The sequence below is a fragment of the Candidatus Thorarchaeota archaeon genome, from assembly GCA_013388835.1.
Taxonomy (GTDB): domain Archaea; phylum Asgardarchaeota; class Thorarchaeia; order Thorarchaeales; family Thorarchaeaceae; genus JACAEL01.
Map to the genome: position 1 here is coordinate 1 of JACAEL010000035.1, position 22,371 is coordinate 22,371.

Annotated in this window: 20 protein-coding genes; 11 read left to right on the forward strand and 9 right to left on the reverse strand. The window is 55.4% G+C overall.

Annotated elements, in window-relative coordinates; all coding sequences use genetic code 11:
• From HXY34_06455 to HXY34_06470, 4 genes are all read right to left on the reverse strand, one after another.
• Window positions 1-695: ABC transporter permease (locus tag HXY34_06455; GenBank protein ID NWF95766.1), on the reverse strand; the 695-nt coding region annotated here is incomplete at its 3' end.
• A complete protein-coding gene (locus tag HXY34_06460; protein ID NWF95767.1) occupies window positions 692-2,194 on the reverse strand; it encodes an ABC transporter permease in 1,503 nt (500 codons plus the stop codon). The genes HXY34_06460 and HXY34_06455, both read right to left, overlap by 4 nt.
• Entirely contained in the window at window positions 2,191-3,783 is a 1,593-nt protein-coding gene (locus tag HXY34_06465) for an ABC transporter ATP-binding protein (GenBank protein NWF95768.1), read from the reverse strand. The genes HXY34_06460 and HXY34_06465 overlap by 4 nt, the downstream gene beginning before the upstream one ends.
• 711 nt (window positions 3,784-4,494) lie before the next feature.
• Window positions 4,495-5,538: a BMP family ABC transporter substrate-binding protein gene (locus tag HXY34_06470; GenBank protein ID NWF95769.1), complete on the reverse strand. Its 1,044-nt coding sequence runs from the start codon at window positions 5,536-5,538 to the stop codon at window positions 4,495-4,497.
• A 524-nt stretch (window positions 5,539-6,062) separates the two neighbouring features.
• Between HXY34_06470 and HXY34_06475 the strand changes: the two genes are divergently transcribed.
• Window positions 6,063-6,902 carry a hypothetical protein gene (locus HXY34_06475; protein ID NWF95770.1) on the forward strand — a complete coding sequence of 280 codons (840 nt, stop codon included), beginning with the start codon at window positions 6,063-6,065 and terminating at the stop codon, window positions 6,900-6,902.
• Between the two features lie 45 nt (window positions 6,903-6,947).
• Here the strand turns inward: HXY34_06475 and HXY34_06480 are convergent, their stop codons facing one another.
• The 3 genes from HXY34_06480 to HXY34_06490 all read right to left on the reverse strand — a co-directional run bounded on the left by HXY34_06480 (window position 6,948) and on the right by HXY34_06490 (window position 11,329).
• Complete coding sequence (locus HXY34_06480) at window positions 6,948-8,048, reverse strand: hypothetical protein (GenBank protein ID NWF95771.1); 1,101 nt, start codon at window positions 8,046-8,048, stop codon at window positions 6,948-6,950.
• Window positions 8,049-8,225: 177 nt separating this feature from the next.
• The gene (locus HXY34_06485) at window positions 8,226-9,980 is read right to left on the reverse strand and encodes a PAS domain S-box protein (protein NWF95772.1); all 1,755 of its coding nucleotides are present in this window, start codon (window positions 9,978-9,980) and stop codon (window positions 8,226-8,228) included.
• A gap of 74 nt (window positions 9,981-10,054) precedes the next feature.
• The gene (locus HXY34_06490) at window positions 10,055-11,329 is read right to left on the reverse strand and encodes a hypothetical protein (GenBank protein ID NWF95773.1); all 1,275 of its coding nucleotides are present in this window, start codon (window positions 11,327-11,329) and stop codon (window positions 10,055-10,057) included.
• A 244-nt stretch (window positions 11,330-11,573) separates the two neighbouring features.
• Between HXY34_06490 and HXY34_06495 the strand changes: the two genes are divergently transcribed.
• Window positions 11,574-12,248, forward strand: a complete 675-nt coding sequence (locus tag HXY34_06495) for a hypothetical protein (protein ID NWF95774.1) — start codon at window positions 11,574-11,576, stop codon at window positions 12,246-12,248.
• A 173-nt stretch (window positions 12,249-12,421) separates the two neighbouring features.
• Here HXY34_06495 and HXY34_06500 read toward each other — a convergent pair whose 3' ends face one another.
• Window positions 12,422-13,492, reverse strand: a complete 1,071-nt coding sequence (locus HXY34_06500) for a zinc ABC transporter substrate-binding protein (GenBank protein NWF95775.1) — start codon at window positions 13,490-13,492, stop codon at window positions 12,422-12,424.
• A gap of 421 nt (window positions 13,493-13,913) precedes the next feature.
• Here HXY34_06500 and HXY34_06505 point away from each other — a divergent pair, with 421 nt between their 5' ends.
• The 9 genes from HXY34_06505 to HXY34_06545 all read left to right on the forward strand — a co-directional run bounded on the left by HXY34_06505 (window position 13,914) and on the right by HXY34_06545 (window position 21,402).
• A complete protein-coding gene (locus tag HXY34_06505; protein ID NWF95776.1) occupies window positions 13,914-14,309 on the forward strand; it encodes a CopG family ribbon-helix-helix protein in 396 nt (131 codons plus the stop codon).
• A gap of 3 nt (window positions 14,310-14,312) precedes the next feature.
• A complete protein-coding gene (locus HXY34_06510) occupies window positions 14,313-15,116 on the forward strand; it encodes a metal ABC transporter ATP-binding protein (protein ID NWF95777.1) in 804 nt (267 codons plus the stop codon).
• Window positions 15,109-16,035 (forward strand): metal ABC transporter permease, encoded by a 927-nt coding sequence (locus HXY34_06515; GenBank protein ID NWF95778.1) that lies wholly within the window; start codon window positions 15,109-15,111, stop codon window positions 16,033-16,035. Before HXY34_06510 ends, HXY34_06515 begins: the two co-directional genes overlap by 8 nt.
• Window positions 16,036-16,157: 122 nt before the next feature.
• A complete protein-coding gene (locus HXY34_06520; GenBank protein NWF95779.1) occupies window positions 16,158-16,970 on the forward strand; it encodes an amino acid ABC transporter substrate-binding protein in 813 nt (270 codons plus the stop codon).
• Window positions 16,971-16,977: 7 nt separating this feature from the next.
• A complete protein-coding gene (locus HXY34_06525) occupies window positions 16,978-17,664 on the forward strand; it encodes an amino acid ABC transporter permease (protein NWF95780.1) in 687 nt (228 codons plus the stop codon).
• 4 nt (window positions 17,665-17,668) lie between these two features.
• Entirely contained in the window at window positions 17,669-18,436 is a 768-nt protein-coding gene (locus HXY34_06530) for an amino acid ABC transporter ATP-binding protein (protein ID NWF95781.1), read from the forward strand.
• Between the two features lie 24 nt (window positions 18,437-18,460).
• Window positions 18,461-19,282 (forward strand): amino acid ABC transporter permease, encoded by an 822-nt coding sequence (locus HXY34_06535; protein NWF95782.1) that lies wholly within the window; start codon window positions 18,461-18,463, stop codon window positions 19,280-19,282.
• A gap of 120 nt (window positions 19,283-19,402) precedes the next feature.
• Window positions 19,403-20,236, forward strand: a complete 834-nt coding sequence (locus tag HXY34_06540) for a hypothetical protein (GenBank protein ID NWF95783.1) — start codon at window positions 19,403-19,405, stop codon at window positions 20,234-20,236.
• Window positions 20,237-20,316: 80 nt separating this feature from the next.
• Complete coding sequence (locus tag HXY34_06545; protein NWF95784.1) at window positions 20,317-21,402, forward strand: hypothetical protein; 1,086 nt, start codon at window positions 20,317-20,319, stop codon at window positions 21,400-21,402.
• A 13-nt stretch (window positions 21,403-21,415) separates the two neighbouring features.
• Here HXY34_06545 and HXY34_06550 read toward each other — a convergent pair whose 3' ends face one another.
• Window positions 21,416-22,267: a carbohydrate kinase family protein gene (locus HXY34_06550; protein ID NWF95785.1), complete on the reverse strand. Its 852-nt coding sequence runs from the start codon at window positions 22,265-22,267 to the stop codon at window positions 21,416-21,418.
• Window positions 22,268-22,371: the final 104 nt, after the last annotated feature.

Below are 22,371 nucleotides of genomic sequence, written 5' to 3' on the forward strand. Positions count from 1 at the left end.
GTCATTCCCTGTCCGAAGGCCTTGGTGTAGCCCAGGCTGAGATACGCGCCTCCGAGACCGGCAAGGCAGCCACTGATGACAACTGACAGGATGCGTGTCCGGTCGACGTTCACACCAGCTGCGTCGAGTGTGCTCGGGTCCTCACCTGCGGCACGCACTCGGAGTCCGAACGGTGTCCGATAGAGGACATACCAGCTCAAGATGACTATCACGAACATGAGATAGACTACTGGTGACTGAGAGCCGAATGCCGGACCGATTATGGGTATGTCTTGGATGATTGGAATCTCAACGTTGGGTATCTGTTTGTCGGAGGACAGGGGGGCAGAGTAGCCGGGGTTTCCCCAGACCATGATTGTGCCTATGGTGGAGATGCCGGAGCCAATTAGGATGATGCCTGCACCGCTGACAATCTGATTACCCTTGAAGCTCACGCTCACAATAGCATGGATTGCAGCGAGCAAGCCGCCACCCACTACTGCTCCGAGCAGTCCAAGCCATGGATTCCCAACCGTATATGCTATCGCGACCGATGTGAAGGCCCCAATCAGCATCATGCCCTCAAGTCCGATGTTTACCACTCCGGAGCGCTCCGAGAACATTCCGCCGAGCGCCGTCAGGACAAGTGGAGTGGACATCTGAAGGGTCGCTCCGAGCAACCAGCCTATGACCGATATGTCCAGTGACTGCATCATTGCGGTGTACCTCCCTTGATGGTCGCCTCTTCCATTCGATGAGCCTGCATGCTGAGGACCAGTACTAATGAGCCAAGAGCGGCCCAGAAGACCATTCCTGCAGAGTCACCGAAGGCGAGCATTGCGATTGAGCCGGTGATCCATGTGAGTGAGGTGACGAGCAGCATAGTGACTGTGCGTGGCCAGTTGGCCAGTAGGAGCGCGAAGGACACAAACGCAAGGAGGCTAGCACTCAACATCAGGAGCGCAACACCGGGGACGATTCGAACCCATGAGGACACTGCACCTGTGCCGAGCACTCCGCCGGTGAGGGTCAGTACCAGAGCAGCGAGCCGTGGGCCGTGCCTGTACGGGTCCGTCACAACAAGTCGGCCCTGGGCAATGGTGCGCTCAGACAGCCATCGCATGATTCTTGGTGCCGCGACGAGCACGACGACAAAGCCTTGGATGACAACCGCGAGTTGGAGCGGGACGCCGGACAGCTGCTGCATGCCTCGTGCGCCCGTCTTCAATATGCCAAAGAAGACGGCAGCCGCAAGGATACCGTAGGGGTTGTTGTTTCCGAGCACTGCGACCGTGATGCCATCCCAGCCCAGACCACTCGACCAGTTCTTCACGAAACGATGGTGGTACCCGAGTATCTCTGATGCGCCCCCAAGTCCCGCGAGCAGACCCGCAAGGCCCATAGCCAGAGCCATGCGGCGCTTCGAGTTGATGCCAGCATACTCAGCAGCGTCTTGGTTCTGTCCAACAGCCCGCATCTCATAACCAATCACAGTGTGAGAGATAAGATAGTCCACAGCAAACACGCTCAGGACGGCGAGCACCAGTCCAAAGTGCAGATATGCTCCGGCCAGGCTGGGGATATATGCCGTGGGAAGAACGTACGGAGTCTGTTCTACCTGTTGATTTGGCAGACGAAGTGGTCCTGCAGCAAGCCATCCCGTCAGCAGAATTGCAATGTAGCTCAGCATCATTGAGGTCACGACCTCATGCGCGCCGCGGTAGGCCTTCAAGAGGCCGGGCACTAGCCCCCAGAGGAATCCACACGACGCGGCAACAACGATGCAGACAAGCGGGTGGACCAAGATAGGCAGGACAACCATGTATCCCACAATCGTGGCCACCATGGAACCAATGTAGAGCTGACCCTCTGGACCGATGTTGAACAGCCCACACTTGAACGCCAGACCCACGGACAGCCCAGTGAAGATGAGCGGAGTTGCGTCAGCCAGAACACGCGGCATATCGGTGGCAGCTGTGTATACCAGCGCCAGCCATGCCCGGGGAGCGTCATATCCTGCAAGGACCATGAGAAGTGTGCCCATGAACAACGCCAAGACCACCGAACCGAGTGTCCACCAGATCTGATTCTGGAACTCCTTGTCGAGGACCTTGTGCTTGATCTCCGACCACTGGTTGCTGATCAACTCCGAAACACTCGGGCGACGGGCCTCAGATGGAGCCACAGTCGATTCCTGGGTATCCGTGGCGCTCATGCTACTGACGCCTCCTCTGTTACGTGACCCGCCATCAACAGACCCAGCTGCTCCTGTGTGGTGTCGGGGCTGCACATGGCAACGATACGCCCTCCATACATCACAGCAATCCTATCGGCCAGGTTTCGGACCTCGTCCAACTCTGCCGATACGAGGAGGACGGCGGCCCCTCTGTCACGCATCCCTAGCAGAACTCCATGAATGTACTCTGTTGCACCGACGTCAAGTCCTCTCGTAGGTTGAGCTGCAAGAACCAGAGCCGGGTCGCCGCTCAGCTCACGAGCAACAACAGTCTTCTGCTGATTCCCTCCGGACATGGTCTTCGCAGCTGCGAGCGTATCAGGCACCTTGATTGCATACGAGGACACAAGCGTCTCTGAAGAGGCCCGTATGCACTGTTCATCTATGATGAGACCTAGGGGCCCACGCGCATAGGGTGGCCTGTGGTGCTTCCCTAAAACGAGATTCTCTTGTACAGTGAATCCGAGGATGAGACCTCTACGATGGCGGTCCTCCGGAATGTGAGCAACCCGTATGTCGCGCACCTGCCTCGGTCCCATCTTGGTACTCTCCACGCCGGAGATACTGATTCGTCCTGATGCCGGACTCCTCAGGCCAGCAAGTGCTTCCACCAGCTCGGTCTGTCCGTTCCCCTCAACGCCTGCCACGCCCAGTATCTCGCCCGCCCGGACCTGGAGGCTGACAGACTTCACCACTTCAAGCCCACGATTGTCCCTGACGCAGAGTCGGTCCACATCCAGTACGACCTCTCCCGGTCTGGCTGGTGTCTTCTCCAACGTGAACACAACCTCACGTCCGACCATCATCAAGGCAAGTTGCTGTGGGCTAGTATCCGCAGTCTGCACTGTCCCGACCAGCGCTCCATCCCGGAGGACCGATATCCGGTCGCAGATTGCCATCACCTCCCGCAACTTGTGAGTGATGAGGATGATTGTCTTTCCCTGCTCCTTGAACTTCCTGAGAGTCACAAAGAGCTCGTCAACCTCTTGAGGGGTCAGCACGCTTGTCGGCTCGTCGAGAATCAGTATCTTCGCCTCACGATAGAGGGTCTTGATGATCTCCACTCGTTGCTGAAGACCCACGGACAGGTCCTGTACGAGTGAGTCGGGATTGATGACCAATCCGTTCTCTTCAGCAATCTGCTTGATTCTTTTCGACGCTGCGGCATAGTCCAACGAGAAGAGCATGCTGAGCGGACCGGCTTTCTTCAGACCTGCGCATATGCCGAGAGCCAGCACAGGCTCAAGTCCTAGTATCACATTCTCAGTGACCGACAGTCGCGGAATGAGCTTGAAGTGTTGATGCACCATCCCGACCCCATGCGCAATCGCGTCCACAGGGGAGGACGGACTCACCTCTTGACCGTCAATCAGAATCTTGCCAGCATCCCTTCTCAAGAGGCCGTATAGTATGTTCATCAGGGTGGACTTGCCTGCACCGTTCTCACCCAGCAGTCCGTGGACTTCCCCCCGACGGATGCGGATAGTGATGGACTTGTTCGCCTGGACACCGCTGGGAAAGGTCTTGTCAATCCCTATTAGCTCCACGGAGTATTCTGAGTCCGAGATGGGTATCGCCTCGCTTAGTCGTACCGACAACGAAAGAGTACTGGTCTATTTATCCATAGGGGTGTCTGGCAGTGTCATCCCGACTGAGCGTCGGAAGTCACATAGACACCCCCGGCAGATGACAGGTCAATATGCGCAGTCGGAGCCCATCACAAGACCAACACAGCCATTTGTTGTCTGAGTGTGACAAGACCACAGTGACAATCTCCAACTGAACAAGAGCAGGGATATGCAGCTGCCCGGGACTCAGACCTGCTTGGGCATGGCTGGGTAGGCAGCAGCTGCTTGGAAGTTGGACGGTCTTGGTTGGACATCGCTGCGTGGTGCGTACATACCTCCGTGCGGGAACGGAGAGCTCGAGGTCGGCTCGACATCTCATGAGACCTCCTCTTGAGGAGAGACCCCAGTGCCGTTTCTGGGAGTGACAGGACTGCTGTGTCAAACTCTGTCCAGCTGAAAATGAACGGTCTGCAACAGAGCCCCGGAGCTGAACAGTCCTGGGCATCACTGAGTGAAGCTTGTACAACTCCGATGCGGAAGCCGAGAACGCGAGGTCAGCCTGACACCTCATGATGCCTCGCGTGGTGAGTCGACCTAGCGGCGTCTCATGGGAGCGAGGATACTTCTGCATCCAGCCTGTGCGGCCGAGAGTGAACGACAGTTGAGAAAAGAGAATGGAGAGGCAGTGCCTCTCCTCTGTGGGTGACGAGTCTATGGCAACCAGTACTTGGTACTGGGAACAGTTATCGAACCGTTGATTATGGCTGCCTTGAGATCCTCCACAATCGCCGTGACGTTGGAGGGCAGTGGTCGGAGGGCTGCGTTGACCTCATACCCAAGACCACCGTTTTCTAGATCGAAGACGCGGATGCCTCCGTGGAAATTGCCCTGTATTGCATCCTTGATGGTTTCATACACCGCCACGTCGACGCGCTTCAGCATCGAAGTCAGGCAGACGGTGGGTGGTGCTGGATTGGAGGGGTCAGCACATCCAAGATACATCTGCGGACTGTCAACTCCAATCACATACTTGTCGGTCTTCTCCTTTGCACTCTCGAAGACGCCCAGTCCAGAACGGCCGGCTGCGGCGAAGATTATGTCTGTGCCAGCGTTGTACATGACATCTGCAAGAGCCTTGCCTGTCGCAGTGTCAACCCAGTTCCCGGTGTAGCCGATTGTGTAGTTCACGCCAGGCTTTGTCCAGTTGGCACCGAACACGAATCCTCCCGCGAACTTGTTGATCAGGTCGATGTCCATACCGCCGATGAAACCGACCTTGTCGGTCTTTGTCATCAGGCCAGCTATCGCGCCCACAAGCGCTGAGCCCTCGTTCTCAGCAAATACCAGGCTTGAGACATTGGGAAGGGGCACCACCATGTCGACTATCGCGAACCGCTGGTTTGGCGTCTCGTTAGCGACCTTTGTGAGGGCATCTGCTTGGTCAAAGCCTATCGAGATGATGACATCATACGGCGCACGGCCAGCATGTTGTGCGTATGTACGGAGATACCCCTCGTATTCCGAGATCTGGGTCGGCTCCACATACGTGAAGGCCACACCGAACTCGTTTCTGGCTCGAACGGCGCCTTCGTAGCAGCCATCGTTGAAGCTCTTGTCGCCCAGTCCGCCAGTCGCAAAGACTATGGCAACCCTCGGCGTCCCGCCGAACAGAGTGGGTCCCAGCAATACGACTGCGCCGACACCGGCAGCCACAACGATGATGATTACGATGGCACCAAGCATCTTAGTGTCCATTCTGTTTTGCTCCAGTTTCTCTCATGTGGATTGCACACGCCAGAGCGAGTGCTTGTAGTAGTACTGTGCTATAACCTCCTAAAAAAGCCGCCGAGCGATGAGGACCCAGATGGTCACCTCAGAAAAGACCGTGACGTGACTGGACAGTAATCGAATCGAGTGGCTGGATAGCCACTGACTCATCCGGACCGTTCATTTTCAGTTGGACAAAGAACAGATGTGCTCACGCGCACTCATATCTTCTGGACACAAGAGTCCTTTCACACCCAGGAGACGGCACTGGGGTGACTCCCCGAGGTCTCGTGAGGTGTCGAACCGACCTCGAGCTCTCCGTTCCCACATGGAGGTACATATGCACCACGCAGCGATGTCCAAGGTCGTTTGACATCTGGGCAGCTTCTGCTCATCCCTGCTGGGCTAACGCCTCACCCAGAGGCAGTCGGGTGCCGGACGCTGGGATTCCCAAGTTGGAAGGTAATATAAGTCGACGACTGACAGCCTGTATGAAGGTGAGATTAGAGCACATGTCGGAACATGAATTCGCAGAAGGGCCACAAGGCAAGAGGCCGAGGAGTATTCTGACGCGACGCGTTCGTCAGAAACTGAAACAGTATGTCACCGTGTTCTTATTCATGGCGTGGATTGGCTTCGTGAGTGTCTGGCTGCTGATGCTTGCTCAGGACCATGATCTCATACAGAACATTGCAGTGGTTGTGTCCAGCTTCATCATGATGTGTGGACTGGTAGGAATGATGTGGGCGTCTACCGATTCGAGTGCCGAGCGCCATGCATGGAGAATCAGCGTGTCTATCCTATTTGGGACCGGATGGCTGGCATTCATAGTACTGTGGCCTGCATTCTACGCGGGGAGCTATACGCTCTACCAGAATGTTGCGCTGCTGATTGTCGCAACGGTCACAGCTCTTTTGGCCAACATGCTCGCGTGGGGTTCGACCGCTTCGCGTGATATGCAGGGCGGAGTCAGGCAGGTGGGAGCCACGGCGGTCGTATTCATAGGCTGGTGTCTCTTCATCGCATACTGGCTCTGGTTCGAGCCGGTCGACCTCATTTGGGAACGGGACGTTGCTGTAGGCATAATGTCCATGATAGCTGGAGTGTTGGTCCTGGCAGCCATTTGGCTTCCATATGGTAGGAGACACGGTGAGATCAATGGACTGTGGGTCATAGCTCTCTTCCTGGCATGGCTTGCGCTACTGTGTGTGTGGTTCTGGTTCTTTGCAGAGCCCCTGAACTTGTATCAAAACACCGCAGTCACCTTGATCAGTCTCGTGATAACTGGCGTGATAGCTGCTCTCGTGGGCCGCAGCAGAGAGTTCAACATCCGAGACCTCAGCTTCGACTGATTCCCTCGGCCAGCTGGAGAAGGGAGGCAGTCGCTCGTGTCTCCCTTACTCGGCGACATCACACCGTTTCAGGAACGGAAACGCTGTGTAGACAAGCTGGCTTGCGTCCGCGTAGTCCTCCGGGTTGACAATGTCCGAATAGGTCTCGCGTGGATACCGCTGGACGAACTGGTCAGCAAACAGCTGGAGCGAACGAAGCAGGACGAGGGTTGCGCGCTCCACCACAGCGACGAATATCACTCCCTCGTCTTCACGCGGCTCAATCAGTATCGCGCGGTTGGATGTAGACACTCTCCTGAGTGAGGATGCGGACTTCGAGGTCTCCTTCATGAACAGAGACATGGCACAGATGGCTGAAGACAACAGACCCGGGTCTGATACATCCGGGTCATGGCCATAGGAGTACAGGTATACTCCTGAGTCTCGTATCACAGAGATTGAGTAGACGTCGACCGGCAGACGGTACATGTACTCTATGTCGGTGATAAGGGCAATCACTATCATTAGCATCATTGAAATCCGGAGCAAGTCAAGGACCATCTCGACACTGAGACCCGTCAGCAGCGGTGTCCCTTGGAAGTTTGGTACGTCGTAGAGGACGACGTTAATCACGTACGAAATGGAGATTGTCACAAGGGACAGAGCAATGACTGCGCTCCTCCTGTCGGCCTGTCGCTGGTTGGCCTCATGGAAGACCCTTGCTCCATGCAGGAAGACGACGATAGAGTACAGTGCAAAACCCGCCTTCCAGACAAGGGCAAGGATGTTGCCCTCAAGCGCAGGTTGAGAGAGACTGGCAAAGCCGCAGATGATCGTTGTTGTGCCCAGAAAGGTAACCAGAGATGCGACTCTCCAGTCGGGAAACTCCTGCCGCAGAGCCATGAAGAAGAGACCCATCAATGCGAACGTGAGGACCCAGAAACTGAGTGTGATCCTCAGTATGAGGTCAGAGGCGAGCCCGAGAGGATTGAACTCGGGTCCTGACAGGGCAACGTTTGTGATACCTGTCAATGAGCCGAGGGCAGTGGCCTCCTTGATGAAGTAGACCTTTCTTCTTGTCTTGCGTTCCCTTATCCCAAAGACCATTGTGATCAGAAGGAAGCCTGTGATGAGCCCAAGGCCGACTATGAACAGACCCAAATCCATCCCATAACACCGCTGGACTCGGAGTAACACCGCCTAATGAAGAGACGCCTGACATAGTGATGGAGCCAGTCCGGGTCTCTACGGTCGGCAAGGGCTCCGGACCTGCAGCAGCCCGCCCTTCGGGCTGGTATGCAGCTCGCGACTGGATGCTTCCTGCACCGCAACATGGGCAGCCCGTCATGTGTCTTGTGTTCCCACAAGCCCAAGCAGAGCTCCCATCACAACAGTCCTCAGGTCGTCCTCGCTGACATAACCGGCCAGTTCCGTGTTGCGGATCCGGATTGTTGGCAGCGCAGGCAGCTCATCGACAGGCACTCCCGAGGCTGGGTCATCAACATCGATGATTCGGACGATGGTATGGCTGAGACTCATCTCGTCCAGCAGGAGGTAGAGTGCCTCAAGGGTGGGGCCGCAGAACACGCAGTCCTCGGACTTGTAGAAGTCTATCACTGCCTCTTCGGTCACTGCCTCCATCTCGTCCATCCATGCAAGAAGCTCGACGACAAACTTGCATCCCTCTGACGAGCGACCTGCCACCCTGTCCTCAACCCAGACCCTTCCACCAAGAGCGCTGACAATGGTGCTGACCACGGTGAGCCCGAGCCCGCTCTCAATCGTCTTGTCACCGCTTCCTGATCGACGAAACACCCGCTCCTTCATCGCGTCAGGAATCCCGGGACCATGGTCGATGAACTCGATTCGTACCTTCTTCCTCTTGTCTGCGAAGGAGGCCTTGACCTCGACTGCGACCTCTTCATCAGTGTCATACATCAGAGCGTTGTGAAGTATGTTGAAGAATACGCTCCAGAGAAAGGCATGGCCTCTAACCATGAACGCCCCATCTCGGATGTTGGTCTTGATTGTCAGCGTCTTCTGTGCGAAGTCCCGACTGGCCTCTCGTCTTCCTCGTTCAAAGTGCGGGTATAGATTCGTCTGCTTCTGAGGAGGCGGAGAGTCTCTGAGGTAAATCAGAGTCCTCATGTTGGCAATCATTCGTGCAGCTCGCCTGATGTTCCATGAGGTCTCCTGCAGTATCCTGCGGTGTTCTTCGCTGAGGTCAGCAGTGCCAGACAGTAGCTCCAGTGAGTAGAGCGAACTCTGGTTCACTCTGTTGAGGTCGCTGGTCATTATGCCCAAGTAGAGGTCGGCCCGGTCCTTCTCTTCCCGGACTCTCGCTTCCGCAGCTCTCCTGCGCGTGACATCAAAGGCGGTGAGGCCAATCTCGCTTGGCTTCTCGCCACTGTATGTGAGAGCACGCGACGAGAGCGAGACCCATATCAGTCGCCCGTCCTTGCGCTTGAGCTGCACTTCAATGCCTGAGACCTCCTTCCCACGCAAGACCTCTTTGAGCACCTGGTCGGCCGGGTCATATGTCTGCGGCCGCTGAGCGAGGAAGTCAGAAAGTGTCTTTCCTATCACTTCGGAAGCGTCATAGCCCAACAGTGACTCGGCTTCCTGGTTCACCTGCTCGACTGTGCCGTTCCGGTTGAGGGTGAAGTAGGCCACGGGTGACATGTCGTAGAGTGACGCGAAGCGATTCTCAAGCTGAGTGACGGCCGTTTCCAGTGACACCTCCCTTGTGATGTCACGCACCGTGAGAAGAACGGCATCCGAACCCTGATACTGCACGGCCACCGGTCTCATGTCGGCATGGACTACGTCGCCGTCCTTCGAGCGCAGACGCGTCGTGAATCGTGCGAGACTCTTTCCCGCATAGAGAGAGTCCAGTGTCTTTCTGTCCGTTCGGCGTGACAACGGGTCGATCAGATCCTCGAACCGGGAGTCTAGGAGTGCCTCCTTCGTGTAGCCCACTATCTCAGCGAAGGCGGAGTTCAGTTCGATGATGTCCTCACCGTCTAGGACGACAATGCCGTCATGCAAGACGTCGAGCAGCCTCTGAAACAGGTCCGGACTGTCTGGGGTCTTGGGCACTCTGTCACCTTCCGTCAAATATCGCTTCGACCTTCTATGTACAGTCCGCGTTATTAGTAGTATCGGCAGGCTCCTCACTCATCGGAGAAGGCAACAAACTCCTCTGGACCGGATACTTCTTCGGAGAGCCGCTCAAGCAGTGAGTCCAGATAGTCGCAGCTACCTGCCTTCACAATCTCTGTCACTATCGAGCTCATGTGCGAGCTCAGATGCAGAGTGCTGTCCAGACGGCCTTCCCTGATGAGCATCTCGAGGTCCGGTACTCCTCTCTCAATGGTCGCTGCCAACTCGTGAAAAGGTCTGCTCTTGGACCAAGGCAGGCCCAGCAGGTAGTTCTGATAGAACTCGATGTCCAACAGGACTCCCAGAGTGGTGACATTCGCCTGTGGTTCGTCGCGAGTGGCATGACGTACGGAGCGGTCTCTGATCCCCACTTTCGCCGCAATACGATGGCCCTTGAGCATCTTGTTGCACGGCAGCTGCTTCCAGTCGGGTCGCCCGTATCTATCGTTGTTCGAGTACGCGCGTTGGAGGAGATGGACGTACTCTGGAAACCGCCGTGCAATGACACGCAAGAAGTATTCCTTCTGTCGTCCGGGCTTGAGCGTGAGACCACCGAACTGTATGAACTCCCCACCAGCACGCCGGGTCTCCTCAGCAAGTGCAGTCATTTTCTCGTCGGTATCACCTATCCACGGAATCAGCGGCACAGACATGACGCCACCGAATATGCCTGCACGACGCACCTCTTTCAGTGCAGCGAATCGGTCCGGGGTCGGGGACGCCTTGGGCTCGATGACCCTGCGCTTCTCCTCGTCTGCAAGTGTCACGGTGAACATCACGTTTGCGAACGCGGCCTCATGTATCTCCTTCAGCAGGTCCAAGTACTGAAGCACATAGTCCGACTTGGTCAACACCATGACTGGCAGCCGGAAGTCCAGAAGAGTTCCCAAGACGCGCTCGGTCACATGGTGTTCTCTCTCAGCAGGCTGGAACCCGTCGGACACACCTCCACAGACTCCAACCACAATGGGCCGTGGGACGTCTCTCTCGATTCTCGACGCATCATCCTCATCAAGAAAGCGATAGAGGGTCTCGGTCTCTAGGTGTGATCTGGAGACGAATCCCTCTCTTGTCAGTTCTTTCCGCAGTATCTCAGCAGCGTTCTCCTTCACTCGTATGTGCGTTGTGAAGTCCTCTACATGATAGTGCTCAGCCATGCCGTCGCAGTAGACGCACCCGTGTTCACACCCGCGATATGCGTTCAATGAGCGATTCGTGTGGAACCAGCAGTCGGCCGTTATGTGTTTGGAGAGAAGTGACTTCGCCTGTATGCACTCGTACCTCATAGCACTCTGTCCGCACTTCTAGCACGCCGGGCTAAGGCTCTTCTTGCCAGATTCACCGGGTGACTGTGGGTCGCTGTTCGCCCTTCCTGATACCCAACGCGGCCGTTCCGGATGCGTGCCATGAACGTGTCTGTTCGTGTGTTTCGAGCTTCCTCAACCGTCATGTCGCCGTCACTCTGGGCGTGCACTGGTGCGGAGAGTTAATCTCTACGAAGCCCCACACCTTCTTCGCAGAAGGCAATCCATGATGCGGCCAGCAGCCATAGTTGACATTGATGACACCTGTATTGATGCGACCTCCAGGTTGCAGGCCATCTGGTCTAGGGTGCTAGAAGCAGACGTGCAGATCGACGATGTCGAGACACTTGACTCGGCCCAGCTCTTTGAGAAGTATGCTACTGATTGGCACAGACGCCATACGAGCGAACTCCGACTGCGGTTCTGGAATCTGCTTCTGTGTATCGACGAGGAGGGCTATCAACTGGCAGAAGTCGATAGACCCGTGGCTGGCGCAGCAGAGGTGTTAAGCCGATGGTGTTCATGTCAGAAGGTGCTGTATCTCACAGGTCGCCCCGAGAACACAAGAGAACTGACAGTTCGCCAGCTCAGGAGCTTTGGGTTTCCTGTGGATGACATCGAACTGGTCATGTATCGTATAGACGACTATGAGCGGACAAGAGGCGCATCTGAAGGCCCAACACTACCTGAGGTCAGACGAGGACACATCCGGCGGCTTGTGTCGGTATACGAGGTGACACGGGTCATTGACGACTACCCCAACTACTTTCCGTTGTACAGAGAAGCAGGTATTCCACAGAGGATTGGACTGAACCGCCTAAGAATGTTCAGCAGAGAACAGTTCTTGGAGAAGGGCGCCACCATGGTCATCGGTGACTGGAGAGAGATAGACACATGGTAGACCTACCAGTGCGGAGTGTCCTCCACATTGCGGGTGCTGCCTTGACATCAATGGTATGCAGTCGTGAAGTATCCAGTTGATTACCAATGACGATGTGACACGCGATACGGCACTGGGTCGCGCAGCCGGCCCCACAATCAATGCGAACCATACAGCAGCAGACACAGGTCAACTCACTCGGACTTTGCTCTCCGAACCATGACCACAGCCTCCAGTACGGCCACAAGGCCGAGCACTCCAGCAAGTGCCACAAGGGCCACATTGACTGTTGAGGACAGATTCCCACGGGCTTGTGCTATTCCCGAAACGATTGCACCGAGGTTGTAGGTCATCACGGAGATGTAGTCGGACAGGCCCTCGAAAAACACTGCGCGGACCCAGACCAACGTGGCACCATAGTCCTCAGCCAGCTGGACTGCGTACTCCCCGCCGGTCTGCAGAGAGGCCACATCGGACCCAATGATTAGTGACACAGAACCATTGCGCATGGACTCCTGCACTTCAAGCAGCTCGACCCCCGATATGAGGACGTTCTCCACCTGCAGAACGGCTACCGTCACAATCCCGAATGTCTCAGCCACATATGCCTCAGCAGGAAACACCGCGACCGCCTTTCGCCCGGACAGATCATACTGCGTGTCTGCCTCCGCCACAAGTGACAGGTACGCCTCGACTTCATTCTGGAAGTAGCTGAAGCCCACCTCCCAAGTGCTGTTGTGAGCGGGACTAATCACCTCTAGCGCGGAGAGTGTGGTGTTGGCAATCGCCAGTGCATTCGAAGGCAGAAGCCAGTAGCCGTGGGGGTTTCCCTCATCATGGTGGTGTTCGTCCGCGGTCGTTGTGGCGTTCTCTTGGTGGCCGGGCATCGGTGAGAGACGCGCGCCGTGGTCCTCATAGGTGAACAGCGCATCCGCATCATCGAGGGTGATGAACGGAGTGTCAACTACAGAAACTAGGTTCTCTTCCCACGGGAAGTGACCTGTTAGCACAAGGAGGTCGGCGCTATCTGCAGCCATCACGGCCTCGGGGGGGAGTGTGGCTGCGTGTGGTTCTACACCTTCAGGCAGTAGTATCGTCGTGTTGACTAGCACTCCTCCAACGGACCTGACCAGCCCCTCAAGAGGCGCAATTGCCACAGCGACTTTGACCTGCTGTATCTGGCCACGGACAGGGCATATTGATAATGCGGCGCCAACGTAGACTAGCAGGACTATCAGCAGTAAAGCAGTTCCTTTTGGGTTCATACAATTGCTCCTTGGCATGTTCTCCTATCATAGATTAGTCCTGTGTTATTATTAACTCTATTGGTATTGTTAATAACACCCTTGCGGAGCATGCTTATCACTTCGAGGATCACCTGATGCTCATCCATTTAGTGGTTCCTCGATGTGGGTCACAACTATCAGAGGCCAAGGTCCCGTATCAGAATAGCACGATGAGACGTGACAGGGGAGAGAAGACCACGGCTGTCTTCGCCCCAGACTCGCTGAGAAGCACCAATCATTCCTCTCTGCATGAGTGACCGGGACGGCGTCACTCAATCGCTCTGTCCACATTGACCGCTTCGACTCAATCACTGGCGTCCCCATGATTATGAGACCATAGGGATTTGTTAATAAGACCTGCACGAGAGACAGTGGTTGGTCCTTGACCGGTGCATTACCATTGCCAGTCGTCGCGATATCCATGAGCAAAGAGGAAAAGGCAGAGCTCGACGCTCTGTGGAAAGAGGGTGGGTTCTCGAACCGTTCAGAAGTCATGCGACATGCTCTCCAGTCGCTGCTCTCGCAGAACCGAACCCTCGAACAGATGAGGGGAGTCGTCACAGCATTGGTGGCTGTCGAGCTACAGAGAGGAAGGAGCGAGAAGGCACAGTGTAGTGAGGTTCAACATGAGTTTGCACACCTCATCACTTCGTCCTTGCACTCTCACTCAACAATGGGGGGATGCTACGAGATAATGATTGTCACGGGAGATGCAGAGGATGTGAGAATGATGGTCAAGAGACTTCGTGGCAGCAAGGAAGTGGTGAACATCCACGTCAACTTTGTCGGAGGTTGAAGGATGAGAGACAACACTCTGGTCGAAGCAGAGGGTCTAGCGGTCAGATACCCGAACGGAGAGGTCGCGCTGAGAGACGTGACCTTCTCAGTGGATGCCCCCTCGTTCATGGCCATAATCGGACCCAACGGGTCCGGCAAGAGCACTCTCCTCAAGGCGATGCTCGGACTGTTGAAGCCGACGAGGGGAAGCATGAGGCTATACGGAATGGACTGCACGAGGGACAGGTCGAAGATCAGGAGGCTGGTCAGGTATGTGCCGCAGAGGGACAGGATAGACCTGAATGTCCCCATGAAGGTGAAGGACATCGTGCTCATGTCACGGCTGGTAAAGAAGCCGCCTCCGCGAGTGGCCTCCGCCAAGGACATAGAACGAGCACGAACAGCACTCAGACAGGTTGACATGGAGTCGTTCTGGTCTCATCCGTTTCCGGAGCTCTCAGGCGGACAGCGGCAGAGGGTGCTTGTCGCAAGGGCTCTTGCTGGTGAGGGCAGTGTGCTCATGTTAGACGAGCCTCTCGCAGGTACTGACCATGCGAGTCAGGACTTGATAGTGGAGGCTCTTGGACGATACTATAGCGAGGGCAATGTCAGCATCATCATGGTCACTCACGACCTCAACCCCATTCACACATATGTGCGTTCGGTCCTGCTTCTGAAGAAGACGGTGATAGGTGTGGGAACACCGTGTGACGTCATGGACCCCACCCTCATGGCAAAGATGTACGGCCCCACTGCGAGAGTAGTCGAGTACGCTGGACACAGGTACTGCATCACCAAGGACACAGGAGCGGATCGTCATGATTGAGGACCTGTTGCTAATCCTCCAGTCACCCTTCTTGCAGAGGGCTCTGTTCGGTGCACTCATGATAGCGCTTGTTGCCTCCACCAGCGGGACGTTCTTGGTGTTCAGAGGCCTCTCATTCATGACCTCGGGCGTCTCTCATGCCGCGCTGGGCGGTGCCGCTCTGGGACTGTTCCTGCAGTCGACCGGCATCGCTCCATGGTTTCACCCCATCCTGGGAGCCCTGGTATTCGCGGTTTTCGTCGCACTGGTCACAGGATACGCTGGAGAGAGCGGCATAGGAGAGAAGATGGAGGTGGCAGTGGGGGTGTCGTTTGCTCTCTCAATGAGCCTGGCGGTCTTCCTCATGTACTACATACCGCCGGTTCAAGTGCCAAGCATCTGGGGATATCTCATTGGTGACCTGCTTCTGCTTGACAGCTTGGATGTCGTAATGCTGGCCGGGACTGCGATTCCACTTTTCATAGTCAGTCTGCTCTTCAACAAGGAGTTTGTCTATGTGAGTGTGGATATGGAGGGTGCAGTGGCTCAGGGGCTGAACGCCCGAGCATATCACTACCTCATGCTCGTCACCTCAGCACTGGCGATTGCTCTGGCCACAAAGGCAGTCGGCGCGATTCTCGTTTACGCGATACTCGTCGCTCCTGCGGCAGCCTCCAATGAAGTCCTCAGGTCCGTAAGAAGCGTGGTGATTTCTGTCTTCGTCATAGCGCTTGTCTCGCAGGTCGTCGGCATCTCGCTGTCCCTCTCGTTCCGAGCCTCACCAAGTGCCATCGCCGGGATTCTGGCTGCTATCTCCTACGTGGTCGCTGTGCAGATCAAGAAGGCACGTGAAAGAAAGAGGGCCTCTTTGGAATTGGAGCCGGAGCTCGATGAGTCACAGGAAGCGCAGAAGGTGTCCTTGACCCATGAGAGCCAATAGTCACGCGATGGAATGAGCCCGCGAGAAGGTGAGGAAGTGGTGGCATGCAAGGCAAACGTATTTGTAGGCCTTGAGCGCATTTGTCGGTTCACCTTTCCTGATACTAAGGAGGCTCTCAGCAATTGTCAAAAGTGTCATCGTCACTAGTCGTGTACTTGGTGATAGGCCTAGTCATTGGAGCAGGAATCGGGTATGCAATCCCGACGCTGCTCCTTCCACAGACAACACCACCTGTAGTCGACCTTCTAGACACAATCACGCAGAGAGGCTACATGGTGATAGGAACCAGCTCTGGCTGGCCGCCATTCGAGATGGTGAACACAACAACAAACGAACTCTATGGCTTCGATATTGACCTCTGCAACTACATCGCCAATGAGCTCAACGTGACCATACAGTGGAGCGACTTGGACTTTGATGCCCTAGTAGGCGCTTGCTCCGCAGGCACCATTGACCTCATCGCAGCAGCGACGTTCATCACTGCAGAACGAAACGCGGTCCTTGCACCATCGGTCTGGTACATCAGAACCAACGAGGTGGTGGTGGTCAAGGCCAGCTCCCCGCTCACAATCACTCACCTCGAAAACCTGACTGGGCTTGATGTGGGTGTCCAGACTGGCACCGTAGAGGATGATGAGATAACCCAACTCATTGACGACGGTGTGGGAATCATAATCCACCGCTATCCGCGTCCCGACACAATGTTTGCAGACCTCGACGCAGGGACACTTGATGCCGTCTACGTGGACGAACCAGTCTTCGACGTCTACGCCAGCACATACAGTGTGAAAGTGATCTTCACAGTGACTGCGCCCCCGACAGCACTGTACATGCGCTATGGAAACCTCAAGTTCCAGAAGGCCGTGAACAATGCGATTGTGAAGGCATTTGAAACGGGCGCATTAGACGCAATGATTGCAAAGTGGTTCGGGTGAGCTGCAAGTGCAGGAGTTGCAGGAGCTTGTTCAGTGGTTGGTGTATATCCTTACAGGCATTCCTGCAACCCTGCTTCTTGCGTTCATTGGCTTGGCCTTTGGATTCGCATATGGGATTCTCATTGCCATATGGAGGGTGTATGGCCCACCAGTCATTCAGATGCTGGGCGCTGCCTATGAGAGGATAATGAGGAGTATCCCGGTTCTTGTACTGATCATGATATTCGGAGTGGGGTTGCCCGGGCTCTTCGCCTTTGCGGGACCAGGGACCAACTCGCTCATCATGGCCGCTGGCTTCTCACTGGCATTACGGAGCTCCGCATATCAGTCAGGGATATTCAGGTCAGCCATAATGGCGGTACCACTGGGCCAGATGCAGGCTGCAAAGGCTCTTGGCATGTCGGCATTGGAGGCGAATCTCTACATTGTACTTCCACAGGCTTTCAGACTGGCAATACCTGCATGGTCAAACGAGTACGCAGTGGTCATCAAGGACACGTCCTATGCACTGGTCATAGGAGTGAGTGTCATGGACAAACTTGCTCTGAACATATACGCCACCGCTCCTCAGGCATTCTTCTCAGTCGTTCTGATTCTTACTCTCATCTACTTCTGCTTCACATATCCGGTGACCAAGCTCGCAGGGGAGCACATGACCAAGAAACTCAAGAAACTAGGTCTCGGAGGAGGTTGATACAATGTCACAGACAGTCGTTCTTCATGTGGAGGACATACACAAGCGATATGGAAACCTCGAGGTGCTAAAGGGGGTTTCTTTTCAGGTGAGGGAAGGAGAAGTGAAAGTCGTCTTTGGACCAAGCGGTAGCGGGAAGAGTACACTCCTCCGATGCATAAACATGCTCGACCCACCCGACAAGGGCCTCATCATGCTCAATGACATATGCCTTACGGAGCCGCGTGCAGACCTCAACAGACTGCGATCCCGCATCGGTTTTGTGTTTCAGCAGTTCAACCTCTTCGCTCATCTTCGTGCCATCGACAATGTTGCCATCGGACCGAGGCGGGTGCTTGGTCTCAGCAAGGAGGAGGCCTACAGACGTGCAGAGAAGGCCTTGGAACAGGTCAAGATGCAGGACAGGGCACGCCACTTTCCGGCAGAACTGTCAGGAGGACAGCAACAGAGAGTGGGTATTGCACGAGCTCTTGCCATGCAGCCGGATCTGATTCTGTTTGACGAACCGACATCTGCACTCGACCCCGAGCTGATAGGTGAGGTGCTACAGGTCATGCTGGATATCGCCAAGGCAGGCACGACAATGGTAGTCGTCACACACGAGATGGGCTTTGCCAAAGCCGTGGCCGACGAGATGCTGTTCATGGACCAAGGCATCATTCTGGAGAGTGGAACCCCGGAGGAGTTCTTCTCAGGAGCAAAGACAGAGAGAGCAAGGAAGTTCCTTCACCAGCTCGAGCTTCTGTACGGCCAGTCAGCTGAGGACATCTGAATGCCATAGTGGAGCTTGAGAACCATGGAGATTATCGCTTCCGATGAGCTGGTTCCTCAGACTGGACACACACAAGGACGATTAAGACTGACTCAGGCATACTCTGCTCTGAAAAGGACGCATCAGTATATTGTATTCGGAATCATGTTGGTGTCGGTATTCATCTTAGTGCAGATTCTGTATCCCGACTACTACGGTCAGTTCGTTTCAGGTGTGGCGATGACAATGGGCCTCTATGTCTTCGCTTTGGCCTTCGGATTCGTGCTAGGTCTCGTGCTGGCAATCGTGCGCGTGTATGGAAACCCCATCGCCTCACGCATCTCAACAGCATATATCGAGATCATCAGAGGGACACCAGTTGTCACTCAGATGCTTCTCATTGCACTGGCGCCTCATGCGCTTAGAGACCTCATGCTTGCAATGGGTTATGGCGTCTGGGATGTGAGAGTGTTCTTGGCGGCGCTGTGTCTGGGCTTGAACAGTGCTGCGTATCAGGCGGAGTATCTGCGCTCGGCAATCACTGCCACAGGCTCGGGACAGATGCTAGCAGCCCGGTCACTGGGCATGTCGCGGGCCGCCAGCATACAATACATCATACTGCCACAGAGCCTGAGGCGAGTCATTCCAGCATGGATGAACGAGGCAACCTATCTGCCGAAGGTCACGACGGCAGCGTATATTGTCAGTGTGGAGGAGGTATTTGCATGGGCCAAGTTCGTCACATCCAGAGTGTTTCTTCCACTGCAGGTGTATGTCACAGTCGCTCTGTTCTTCATCGCCGTCATCATGCTAATCACTGCCTTGCTTGAGCAGGTACACGGAGCGACGAGAGTGCCCGGACTCTAGTTGTCCGTGTAATGCGCCGTCATTCAGACTCGTGAGAGATACCTCTTTATCCATTTGCAGCAAGTGGTCATTCAGTACTGCGTGGAGCGTCACATAGGCTTGAAGCAAAGAGCGACAATCATGGTTCTGGTGACATGCCTTGTGCTCGGCCTTGTAGTCAGCCCCGTAAGAGGTGCGGTTGTGGGAAGCACCTATTACTTCCGGGCGACTTGGTACGACAGCGAGTTCAGGTTAGACTCGGGAGACACCTTCAAGTCCACCACCACTGGTGAGTTCAAGGTGCACGTTTTCAATGCCACCAAGGTCAGCGGCCACGATGTCTACCAGTACAACTACAATGGATTCCACTACGTGACAGGAGCAGTGGCAATGAATGCGAATGACACAGTCCAGTTTCAGGACAACAAGGTCTTCTTCAGCTTGAACACGGCCGACCAAGACCACGACAACAAATCAGAGTCCTCATCTCTTGTGATATACCCTGCCACGAGCAGTGCTCATCCGGGCAGGAACCTGTTTGTGAACCCAGTGTGGACCACACATACAACGGACTGGAACACCGCGGTGAACCAAGCACAAGACAACCCGGCTGTCAAGTCGTTGACACAGGCAGCGGGTGACGGGGACTTCTCGCTGACCATTGAAGTCAACATCGAAGGCACAGTACCCGTCGGGAGTCATGTCGAGCCGGCGAATGGCACTGGAACCCATTCGTTCTCAGCCGCATATGACGACGACGGGATCCTGCTCTCGTGGTCATACTCATACACAGTCAGGCTCACTAGTGAGAATCACACCGCGTACACCAAGTTGGCTGGCAGTGTCGTGAGGACCTCAGGGGTCGGAGCCGGTCCTGTGACCGATGCTTCGTTAGCCAGCGCTGCCACCTACTTGGGGTTGGGCGCCATCGCTGGTCTGGTAATCGGAGGCTATGTTGGCAAGAAGTACGCATGATGCACGGCAGGGCCAAGGCTGCGAAATGTCGCGCAGGCAGAAACGGATGAAGAAATGGCTGAACGGTGTGTGAGTGTGCATTGAATAGAGATGCTGTCGGTGGGACACGTGAACAAGACCTCGAAGCTATCATCTCGCGTCTTCAGAGATTCAATCACGAGATAGTCCTGCTGCGAAACATATCGCGCCTCTTCGCCGAAATGGAGAGACCTATCGAGAGCACACTCTACACCCTTGTCCACATGATCCCGGAAGCCATGCGGTTCCCCACTCTCGCGTCCGCACGGGTGAAGCTCGCCAGAGATGAGTACGCCAGTGCCAACTTCCAGCAGACACAGTGGAGCACAACAACCCCTCTCACTACCCCTGAAGGTGTCGTTGGAGAGCTCGAGGTCAACTACACCGAGCTACCGCCGCAGGTGTCATCTGACGAGGTCTTTCTTCCAGAGGAGCGCAGCCTTGTCAGTGCCATCGGAGTCGAAGTGAGCCTGTACCTCGAAAGAAAGGAAAACGAGCGAGTACGGCAACAGCTCCAGCGGGAGATAGAGCTCTACTCATCGATTCTGAAACACGATCTCAGGAATGACCTCGGTCTAGTGGTGAGCAGTATCGACCTTGCCCGCATGATGCACGGAGAGGAGTCGCCACAGCTTGATGACCTGCTTTCGACAGCACAGGCTGTATGCCAGAGGATGACCAGCCTTCTGAATGTCTTCGCTCCACAAGAGCAAGAGGTCGTCAGAGACATCGTGGCACTAGTCGAACAAGCAACGCGTGCAGAGGCACAAGCGCACCCGAAACTGAAGATCACACTGGACAAGTCTGCGGTCACTGGACCACTAGTTGTCCCTGCAAGCAGACTTCTGCCAAGTGTCTTCGAGAACCTGCTGAGGAATGCGTCGAAGTACGCTGGACAGGAGGCTCATGTGAACGTACGTATACGCCGACTGGACAACCGTGTCGAGATCACTGTGTCTGACAATGGACCAGGAATCCCACAAGATGTACTGCCGCGTCTCTTTCAAAGGGGGGCCTCAAGCTCCGGGTCAGGTCTCGGCCTGTACCTCTCAAGAGAAGTGGTCAAGTCATTGAATGGGACAATCGAGTTGGCAGAGTCCGAGATGGGGGGCGCTACCTTTCGAGTCTTACTTCCTCTCAGCCTCTAGCCGTACACCTGCGTCAGTAGAGAGACCTTAGAAGTCGCTCAACCTCGTACCGTGAGATGACCGCAAATGGCCCTCGGCCTGCGGACGAGACTGAGGCACACGCGGCGCCGAAGTGGCCTGACCTTGACAGCTCGCCGCCACTCCTCAGAAACTCTATGAGAAACCCTATCATGTACATGTGACTGTAGCCACTCATGTCCACCACTCTGCTGGGGACAACGTACGGTATGTCAATGGCACCGTGATGGCAGTAGACAGTAGAGCCATGCACATCTCGGTTGACTATCACTATGAAGGGTCCCCGGCCCAGCAGCGACTCGACTGAGTCCTTCTCAGATGCTGATTCCGTCAGAAGGGAGAGTGAGAGAGGATCGACGAGGAGAACAGTGGTGTATGCCAGAAAGTCATCGATGTCATCCGGCACGGAGTATCTCAGTGCGCCGTAACTGCCAACCGTCCTGAGGCACCCTGCGACCTCAAGTGCTACTATTGCTTCGCTTCCTGCCGCAGCCTTCAGACAGGAGCAGCTCACTTCACTTATCGTGGGTGAAAAGTAGATTGTGCTCGCAGACAGGTGCTCGCGGTGCAGGTCCTTCCCTTCTATCTTCGAAGCAACGGACACTGCGTCCTGGCTCCTGGACCCGTCTTCTGACTCTGTGGTGATAATCTGTGTGGAGTGCGGGCCACGACGGTAGAGTCCGGTGGTGACAATCCCACAGGACGCGAGGTGAGCAACATGAATGTCATCGAAGTCAGTGCCCACACACGACACTATCCCTGTGCCCACTGCACCCAGGGTCTGTGCGCTCGCTGCATATACTGGGGCTCCTCCGAGTCTCTCCTCTTCTCTTCCTTTGGGCGTCACCCGCAGCTCGCGGTAGATGTGCCCTACAACCAGAAGCTCTAAGGCGCATCACCTCGGGCAAGAGTAACACGCAGAGGATTTCAATGTGTGTTGGATGTCCCCTC